General features: G+C 74.7%; 9 protein-coding genes and 1 pseudogene. 7 read left to right on the plus strand and 3 right to left on the minus strand.

What is annotated here, in order from left to right:
- Positions 1-36 precede the first annotated feature (36 nt).
- Positions 37-480 (minus strand): SH3 domain-containing protein, encoded by a 444-nt coding sequence (locus tag ACWGE1_RS38340; protein ID WP_453425097.1) that lies wholly within the window; start codon positions 478-480, stop codon positions 37-39.
- A gap of 510 nt (positions 481-990) precedes the next feature.
- Between ACWGE1_RS38340 and ACWGE1_RS38345 the strand changes: the two genes are divergently transcribed.
- Together ACWGE1_RS38345 and ACWGE1_RS38350 are read left to right on the plus strand one after the other, a co-directional pair.
- Positions 991-1,365: a YbjQ family protein gene (locus ACWGE1_RS38345; protein WP_453425098.1), complete on the plus strand. Its 375-nt coding sequence runs from the start codon at positions 991-993 to the stop codon at positions 1,363-1,365.
- A 59-nt stretch (positions 1,366-1,424) separates the two neighbouring features.
- Positions 1,425-1,946, plus strand: a complete 522-nt coding sequence (locus ACWGE1_RS38350) for a GNAT family N-acetyltransferase (protein ID WP_453425099.1) — start codon at positions 1,425-1,427, stop codon at positions 1,944-1,946.
- Positions 1,947-1,989: 43 nt separating this feature from the next.
- On the opposite strand, the gene ACWGE1_RS38355 is transcribed toward ACWGE1_RS38350, so the two are convergent.
- Positions 1,990-3,825 carry a serine/threonine-protein kinase gene (locus tag ACWGE1_RS38355; protein WP_453425100.1) on the minus strand — a complete coding sequence of 612 codons (1,836 nt, stop codon included), beginning with the start codon at positions 3,823-3,825 and terminating at the stop codon, positions 1,990-1,992.
- Between the two features lie 102 nt (positions 3,826-3,927).
- Between ACWGE1_RS38355 and ACWGE1_RS38360 the strand changes: the two genes are divergently transcribed.
- A complete protein-coding gene (locus ACWGE1_RS38360; RefSeq protein WP_453425101.1) occupies positions 3,928-4,557 on the plus strand; it encodes a class I SAM-dependent methyltransferase in 630 nt (209 codons plus the stop codon).
- A 66-nt stretch (positions 4,558-4,623) separates the two neighbouring features.
- Here the strand turns inward: ACWGE1_RS38360 and ACWGE1_RS38365 are convergent, their stop codons facing one another.
- On the minus strand, positions 4,624-5,646 hold the full coding sequence (locus ACWGE1_RS38365; protein WP_453425102.1) for a DMT family transporter: 1,023 nt from the start codon (positions 5,644-5,646) through the stop codon (positions 4,624-4,626).
- 29 nt (positions 5,647-5,675) lie between these two features.
- Here ACWGE1_RS38365 and pdxR point away from each other — a divergent pair, with 29 nt between their 5' ends.
- The 4 genes and pseudogenes from pdxR to ACWGE1_RS38385 all read left to right on the plus strand — a co-directional run.
- Entirely contained in the window at positions 5,676-7,193 is a 1,518-nt protein-coding gene (gene pdxR / locus ACWGE1_RS38370) for a MocR-like pyridoxine biosynthesis transcription factor PdxR (RefSeq protein WP_453425103.1), read from the plus strand.
- A gap of 43 nt (positions 7,194-7,236) precedes the next feature.
- On the plus strand, positions 7,237-7,683 hold the full coding sequence (locus ACWGE1_RS38375; RefSeq protein ID WP_453425104.1) for an LPXTG cell wall anchor domain-containing protein: 447 nt from the start codon (positions 7,237-7,239) through the stop codon (positions 7,681-7,683).
- A 41-nt stretch (positions 7,684-7,724) separates the two neighbouring features.
- Complete coding sequence (locus ACWGE1_RS38380; RefSeq protein ID WP_453425105.1) at positions 7,725-8,366, plus strand: RNA polymerase sigma factor; 642 nt, start codon at positions 7,725-7,727, stop codon at positions 8,364-8,366.
- A pseudogene (locus tag ACWGE1_RS38385) lies at positions 8,363-8,600 on the plus strand (hypothetical protein); the annotation flags it as partial. The gene ACWGE1_RS38380 and the pseudogene ACWGE1_RS38385, both read left to right, overlap by 4 nt.

The following is an 8,600-nucleotide window of genomic DNA, read 5'->3' on the forward strand; positions in this document are numbered from 1 at the left end:
GACCGGGCGACAGGTCAGCGGCCGGCCGGAGTCGGGTCAGCGGCAGTACTTCACCTCGGAGAGGTTCTTGACATAGCGGGCGGAGACCCAGCGCTCCTTGTCGTAGGCGCGGTTGGGCGTCGCGGCCTCGTGCTCCCAGTTGCCCTTCTTCTCGGCCAGGCGGTACCAGATGCGGTTGCCGTCGACCTTGTCACCGTACTTCTTGCACTCGATCTCGACCTTGCTGTTCGGGTACACGTGGCCGAGGGACTGTGCGCGGGTGCTCGGCTTGCTGCGGACCGTCAGCGGCCCCTTCGACACGACCTTGCCGATGACGTACTCGCCGGGGTACACACCGGGCTGCGACCCGCCGACGACGATCTCCCGCGGAGGCAGGTTGTCCGTCGGACCGTCGTCGGCGACGGCGGCGCCCGCTCCGACCAGACCGAGAACCAGGCTGCCGGTGGCGAGAGCGAGGGTGGTTCTGGTGGGCTTCAGCATGAGCCGGCTCCTCTACGAAGACTTCCGCCCGGCCGCGACGTGCGGCACGGGGCGGCAACCAGGTGGTTGCCAGGGACGACTATGACGAGGACAGGGCGCCTAGCCCCGGTGGCTCACCGCCCTTTAACCCGATATGACCAATTCGTCCCTTCGGGGTGCGGCGGCCCTGCCCGCCCCCGAACGGGCACGGCCGCCCGGCGGGTCCCGGAGGGAGTGGGCCGGTGCCGGCCGGTGGACCGGCGGAGGAAAATCCATGCGCGGCGCCCTCCCGGCCGCGCCCTTCCCGGGTGGAGACCGGCCTACCGCCCTGGGTGGAGACCGGCCTACCGCCCTGGGTGGTCACGCCGTACAACCTGGGTGGTACACGAGGGGGTTGGGGTGTACGGGTCCGGGCCACGACGCAGGGTCCCGCCCGGGGCGTGCGGGCGGCCGCCACCCCCGGCCGCCCGAATGCCCTGATCGCGCGGTCCCCGGATGCGGGCGGCGGCGGCCCGGGCGAGAGTGGGTGCCATGGGTATCGAAGACTACGGCGGCGGCGCCGGGGCGCACGAGAGCGGCGTCCTCGTCGTGACGACCAACGACGTTCCCGGCTACCGGGTGGAGCGCGTCATCGGCGAGGTCTTCGGCCTCACCGTCCGTTCCCGCCACCTCGGCAGTCAGATCGGCGCCGGCCTGAAGTCGATGATCGGCGGCGAGCTGAAGGGCCTCACCAAGACCCTGGTGGAGACCCGGAACCAGGCCATGGACCGGCTCATCGAGCAGGCGAAGGCGCGCGGCGGGAACGCCGTGCTGATGATGCGCTTCGACGTCACCGACGCCCAGGACGTCGGGACCGAGGTGTGCGCGTACGGCACGGCCGTGGTCCTCGTGCCCGCCTCCACCTGACCCCGCCCCCCCGCCCCCCCGGCACCCGGGGGTGCGTACCGGGATGCGATGCTCCCTGCGTGACCGAACCACGTGAGGTTGTCATCGTCCGCCGGCCGGGTCGGGCCCTTTCCGCCCGGGACGGGTTGGCCGGGCTGCTGGCCGCCTACCACCTGCGGACGCAGGAGGAGAAGGGCGAGGCCGTCGCGGATGTGGACGGCCTGCCCGACCGCTACCGCGCGGAGATCGCGGATCCGCAGCTGGCCTTCGCCCGCGATTGCGTGCTGCTGGCCTCGATCGGGGACACCGCGGTGGGCTGCCTGGTGGTGGCCGCCCCCGTGGACGGGCGGTGCGAGGTCAAGAGGCTCTGGACGGACCCGGAGTTCCGCGGGCTGGGCATCGCGCGCCGTCTCGTCGGCGCCGCGCTGACGCACGCCGAGGAGAACGGCCTCAGTGCGGTGCGGCTCTCGGTGTGGCAGTGGCGGGCAGGCGCGATCGCGCTGTACGAACGGCTCGGATTCACCGTCACCGGGTCGTGGGACGAGCGGGACCGGCTGGTCTGCATGGAACGTTCCGTCCGAGGGGAACGCCTCTGCCGGTGAGCCGGTCCGGCCCGTCGGGGTCACGCCCCGCCCGCGGCTGTGCCTACCGCTTCCAGAGGGTCACTTCGGTGAGGTACGTCGGGACCTTGTAGAGCCTGTCCGTCGAGGGCTCGACCCCGACGATCTTGACCATGGCGAGATTGCCCTTGCTGGTGACGGTGCACAGCAGGTCGCCCTGGACGATGGCGCTGTCCGCCCCGCCGAGGTCCGACTGCGGCAGCTTGTCGGGAATCGGATCGGTGGCGGCCCCGGTCTCGCACTGCTCGGGGGTGGCGCCCTTGCTCTTGCCGAACGAGGTCACGCTCTCGACGCTGTCGTAGCCCATGGTCAGCTCACGGTCGTTGTAGCCGATGTCGCCGAACGGAGCCACCTTGGGAAAGTCGAGGTCGACCGCGTTGATCTTGCCGAACTCCCTGGGCGCGAGGAACTTCACGGGCTTGTCCTTGAACACCGCGGTGTAGGTGCGGCCGGACGCCTGGGGTGCGGGGGTCGAGCCACTGCTTTGCGCCGCCGGCGCCGCGTCGTTCGGCGCAGCGTCCTTCGGTGCCTCCGCCGTCTTGTCCTTGCTGTCGGCCGCGGTCTGCCGGTCGCCGCCCTTGTCGTCGTTGTGCGTGAAGTACCAGGCGCCGCCCGCGGCGAGGGCGACCACCAGGACTCCGGCGCCGACGACCAGGGGCACGCGGCTGCGGCGCGCGGGGGCGGGGGCCGCCGGCGCGGAGGGTGCGGAGTAGGAGGGTGCGGCGTAGGCGGGGGCGGTGGACGCCCCGTACCCCGGGTGGGCCGGGCCCTGGGTCGGTGCGTACGCCGCGGGGACCGGCCCGGGCGCCTGCGTCGGCGCGTACGCGGGGCGGACGGGCTCGGGGGCCATGGTCGGCGTGTACGCCGGCGGGGGCGGGGTCTGCGCCGGTGCCGGGTGGGACGCCGGTGCCGGTGCCGGTGCCGGTGCCGGTGCCTGGGCCTGTGCCTGCGCCGACTGTTCGCGCCGCGCGATCTCCGCGGTCAGCGGTCCGGGCAGCCAGCCGTCGAAGTCGCGCAGCTCCCGGCCCGCCAGCCGGGCGCACCACTCGGCGAGTTCGGCCGGGCGGGGCCGCTGTTCGGCATCGGCGTGCAGGCAGCGCTCCAGCAGCTGCCGCAGCGGCTCCGGGTAGCCGTTCAGATCCGGCGCCTGCTGCGGGGTGTTCGCTATGGCCGCGGCGATCGACAGGCCCGCCCCGTCGCCGTACGGGTGGCGGCCGGTGGCCACGACCGCGGCGATCAGCCCCAGCGCGAAGACATCGGTCGCCGGGGTGACCGTCCGGCCGAGCGCATGCTCGGGGGACATGTACTGCGGTGTCCCGATGAAGCCGCCGCTGCGGGTCAGTTGGGTGGTGTCGGTGGCGCGCGCGATCCCGAAGTCGATCACCCAGGGCCCATTCGAACCGAGCAGGATGTTGCTCGGCTTGAGGTCGCGGTGCACCACCGAGGCGGCGTGGATCGAGTGCAGGGCCTGGGCCGTGCAGCCGATCAGCTGGAACACCGCGGGCAGCGGCAGCGGCCCGTGGGTGGCGAGGGCGTCGTCGAGCGCGAGGCCCGGTACGAACGCGGTGGCCAGCCAGGGCTGTTCACCACTGGTGTCATGGTCGAGGACCGGCACGATGTGGTAGCCCTGTACGCGGCGGGCCGCCTGCACCTCGCGTTCGAAACGGACCCGGAAGTCCTGCTCCTGGGCGAACTCGCGGCGGATGACCTTCAGGGCGACCGGCTGCTTCCCCCGGGTGTGCGAGAGGTACACGGAACCCATGCCGCCCTCGCCGATCTTCGCGAGCAACCGGTAGCCGGCGATCTCCTGCGGATCCGTCGGCCCGAGCGGTCTCAGTACTGCGGCGTCGGTGTTGGACATGGGCTCCCCCTCGATGATCACTGGCACCAGATCCTAACGGGGGCGTCGCCCGCCCCCGCACCCCGCCGCTACCGTGGTGCCCCCGAGACGAAGGGCGGCCCGATGAGTCAACGCAAGTCGGCGGCAGAGGTGTTCGACGAGCTGGGGGAGCGCTACGAGGAGGTGTTCGGGCGGGTCCCCGGCCAACTGGCGGCCCTGGACTGGCTCACCGCCCGACTGCCCGCCGGGGCAAGGGTGTTGGACGTGGGCAGCGGCACCGGACGGCCCACCGCCGAGACGCTGGTCCGGGCCGGCTGCGCCGTCACCGGCATCGACGTGTCGTCGGCCATGGTCGAACTGGCCCGCGCCAGAGTCCCGCAGGCGCGCTTCGAGCAGGCCGACGTGCGCACCTACGCGCCCGAGCCGGCCGGCTTCGACGCCGTGTGCTCCTTCTTCCCGCTCCTGGTGATGGACCAGCCGGAGGTCGCGCGGGCACTGGACCGCATGGCGTCCTGGGTCGCCCCGGGCGGGTACTTCGTGATGGCCACCGTGCCGGGGGACATCCGGGGCCTGGACATCGAGTGGATGGGCCACGAGGTCACGGTCAGCAGCCTCTCCACGGCGGACCACCTGGCCAGGCTCGCCGACCGGGGTCTGGAGGTGCTGCACCACCACACCGCGCACTTCCGGCCCGCGGACGACCGGGCGGGCCCCGAGGAGCACCTCTTCTGCTACGCGCGCCGGAGCGTGTGACCGCCCTGCGGACGGGGCCCCGTACGGACCGCCGGGCGGACCGGACCCCGTACGGACCGCCGGGCCTCATGGGGACGCGGGTGCCCGGTCGGTACGGGATGCCCGCGCCTCCGCCCGGTCGGTACGGGGTACCGGCGCGTCCGCCCGCGGGGTACGGCCCGGACGCAGGCCCGCGGCCAGCCCCGCGATCACCACCAGCAGGCCCAGCCACACCGCCGGTCCGGGGACCCCGCTGCCCGTGAGGACCCCGGCACCGGCCGCGGCCAGGGGCGCGATCCCGGTCAGCAGCCCGGCGCGGCCCGTACCCACGGCGGCCACCGTGCGGTACCAGAGCAGGAAGGCCACGGCCGTCACCATGACGGCGAGGTATCCGGCGGCCGCCCACTGGCCCGGCCCGAGCGACGCCACCGCGGACGGGCCCTCGAAGGCGACCGTGAGCCCCGCCAGCATCAGCGCCCCCAGCCACACCGTGTGCACGGACACGCCCCACGCGCCGTGCCGACCCAGCACCGGCACCGCGAGCAGGGTGAAGGCTGCCTCGCAGCCCAGAGCGAGCGCCGCCCAGGCCACCCCGGCGGCGTCCGTCCGCCCCGTCCCCTCGACCAGTACCGCCCCCGCCACCACGACCGGAGCCGCCAGCAGCACCGGTCGGCTGGGCCGCCGCCTCTCCAGGAGGGGCCCGATCAGCCCCAGCAGGATCGGTACGGAGGCCACCGCGACGGCGATCACGGCCGGTTCGGCGTGGGCCACCCCACGGACCACGGCCACGTTGAACAGCACCAGCCCGGTCGCTGCGATCCCCGCCAGCCACAGCCATTCCCGGCCCCGCGGCCGGTGGATCCTCACCCGGGCGGCCCGGGCCATGGCAACCAGCATCAGCGCGGCGGCCGCGTACCGGACGGCCTGGGTGGCGAACAGCGGGGCGTCGACGAGCGCCCGCGACACGGTGACGCTGCTGCCGACCAGCGCCATCCCGGCGATCCCCGGGACCAGGTCCCGGAAGGCGGTGGAGACGGTTGCCGGGGCGGCAGCAGGAGCAGGCGTGGGAACGGGCGTGGGGGTGGGGGCGGACGTGCGGTGTGTCTGCATGCGATCCAGCGTGGCCGCACAATGGCCCCATGAGCAGGTCCAATGATGGCGCCATCGAGGGGTCCAAAAGCCCGAACGGCTCGGACTTCCTCCAGCTGGACGTCGGTCAGGCCCCACCCGGCGGCCGGACCGAATGGCTGGCGGGCCGGCTCCGCGCCGCCATCGCCGACGGCACCCTCCCGGTCGGCAGCCGGCTCCCGGCCAGCCGCGTCCTCGCCGCCGAACTGCGGGTCTCCCGCGGGCTGGTCACCGAGGCCTACCAGCGCCTCGCCGAGACGGGCCAGGTCAGTGGCCGCGGCCGGGGCGGCACCGTGGTCGTCGCGGCCCCGCCGCCGGTGGCCGCCCCGGCCCGTCCGCCGGAGCGCGGCGGCCTCGTCGACGCCCTGCGCGCCGTACCGTGCCGGATCGACCTGTCACCCGGGGTCCCCGACCTCACCGCCTTCCCGCGTACGGCCTGGCTGCAGGCCGAGCGCCGCGTCCTCGCCGCGCTCACCCCGGCCGACTTCGGCTACGGGAACCCCCAGGGCGCGCCCGCGCTGCGGCAGGCCGTCGTCGGCTGGCTGGCCCGGAACCGGGGGATCCGCGCCGACCCCGACGAGGTGGTCGTCGTCGCGGGCGTCGCCCAGGCGCTGGCGCTGCTGGCACACGTCCTGCGGGAGGAGGGCGTGCAGCGGATCGCGGTCGAGGACCCCGGCTCGCTCGGCGCCCGCCAGCAGCTGGAGTACGGGCGGCTGGAGACCGTGCCGGTAGGAGTGGACGAGGCCGGGCTGGACGTGGCCGCGCTCCGGGCGAGCGGCGCCGGGGCCGTCCTGCTCACCCCGGCGCACCAGTTCCCGACCGGGGTCGTCCTCGACGGCGACCGCCGCCGGGACCTGCTGGGCTGGGCGGCGGCCGGGGGAGTGGTCATCGAGGACGACTACGACGCCGAGCACCGCTACGACCGAGCCCCCGTACCAGCGCTGCGCGCCCTGCTGCCCGAAGGGGTCTGTTACGCCGGGAGCGTCTCCAAACTCCTCGCCCCCGCCCTGCGCCTGGGCTGGCTGCTGGTCCCGCCGCGCCTGCGCGACGCGGTGACCGCCGCCAAGCGCTACGCCGACCTCGGCAATCCGGTCCTCGCCCAGCTGGTCCTCGCCCGGCTGATGGACTCGGGCGAACTGGAGCGGCACCTGCGCTTCGTCAGGCGCCGCCACCGCCGCCGCCGCGACGCCATGCTCCGGGCCCTGGCCGAGCTGCTGCCCGGCGCCCGGGTGCACGGCGCGGCGGCCGGACTGCACCTGATGGTCACCTTCGACGGCGCCGGATTCCAGGACGGGGACCTGGCCTCGGCAGCCCTGGCCCTGGGGGTCAAGACCCACCCGCTGTCCTGGCACCGCGTCCGCCCGGGCCCTCCGGGCCTGATCCTCGGCTACGCGGCGGGCTCGGCCGGCGAGATCGAGGAGGGCGTCGCCACCCTGGCCGAGGCCCTGAAGGGGCTCCCGGAAACCGGTCGGAAAGTTTTTCCGGAACGGCGGCAACCTCCCGGGGGGTCGCGCGTCGTGCGGGGGTGAAGGGCGTGATCCCGCGCCCTCGACCCGACCGTGGAGAACCACCGTGAAGAACCTGAAGCGTGTCCCTGCGGCCTTCCGCCGGACGGCCGTCACAGCCGCGGCCGCCGGGGTGGCCGTCGCCCTCGCCGGTCCGGCCTCCGCCGCGAGCGGCAGTTCGGCCGCGCCCTCCCCGTCGGTCAGCGTGCCCGCCAGCGCCTCGCCCACCGCGGGCGGGCCCAAGCCCTCCCCGTCGGTGAGCACCCCGCCGAGCGCGGGAGGCAACACGAAGAGCGCGGCTCCCAGCCCCGCGCCCAGCGGCGTCGCGACGACCCCGGGGTCCGAGGCCGGGCCCGGCGCGTCCCCCTCCGCGCCCGCTGCCGCCCCCGGCACGCCGGAGCTCGCGCATACTGGCTCCTCGGCGACCACCGTCGCGATGGGGGCGGGGGCCGCCGGCCTGGTCCTCGCCGGCGCCGGAGCCCTGTACGCCGTGCGGCGCCGCGCGAACAGCTGAGGAATCCCGTGCTCCAACTGGCACCACCCGTCGGCCCCCTCATGCCCGGCTTCGGCCGGGCGTGGCGGGGCCTGCGGTCGTTGCTGCGCCGCGAGCGCTCAGCCCCGCCCGTCCCCCCGCGGTCGTACGGGGACCCGTACCACTCCTCGTACGGGCCCTCGTACACGTACGACCACACGGGCGACGGCGACCCGCGGCCGCCCACCGTCACCGACCTCTACCATGCGCACCGGCTCCGGATGGTGCGGCTGGCGGTCCTGCTCGTCGACGACCTGGCCACCGCCGAGGACGTGGTGCAGGACGCCTTCACCGCCCTCTACCGGCGGCACGGGGAACAGATCACCGAAGTCGACAACGCGCTGGGCTACCTGCGCACCGCGGTGGTCAACACCTCCCGCTCCGTGCTGCGCCGCAGGCGCACCGTGCGGGCCTGGACCCCGCCGGCGGCGGCCGACATCCCGTCCGCCGAGGAGCACGTCGTCCTGGACGAGGCGCACCGCGAGGTGCTCGCCGCGCTCGGCCGGCTGACGGCGCGCCGCCGGCAGGTCCTGGTGCTGCGGTACTGGGCCGATCTCAGCGAGGCGGAGATCGCGACCACTCTCGGGATCAGCCGGGGAGCGGTGAAGTCCAACGCGAGCCGCGGCCTGGACGCGCTGGAAAAGATTCTGGAGGGACGGATATGACGCGTGACGGCGAACGCCTCGCCGAGCGGCCCGTCGAGCGCCGGCTGCGCCAGGCCCTCGACGCGCGCGCGGACAGCATCGACGTGCGCCGGTTGCGGCCCGCGGATCCGCCGGGGCCGCGGGCGGGACGGCTGCCCCTGGTGCGGCTGCGGCGGTTCGCGCTGCCCCTGGCGGGCCTGGCGGCGGCCGCGGCGGCCGCCGGGATCGGCTACCTGCTGCTGGCCCCGGATCCGG

It is taken from the genome of Streptomyces sp. NPDC054932 (assembly GCF_053610205.1).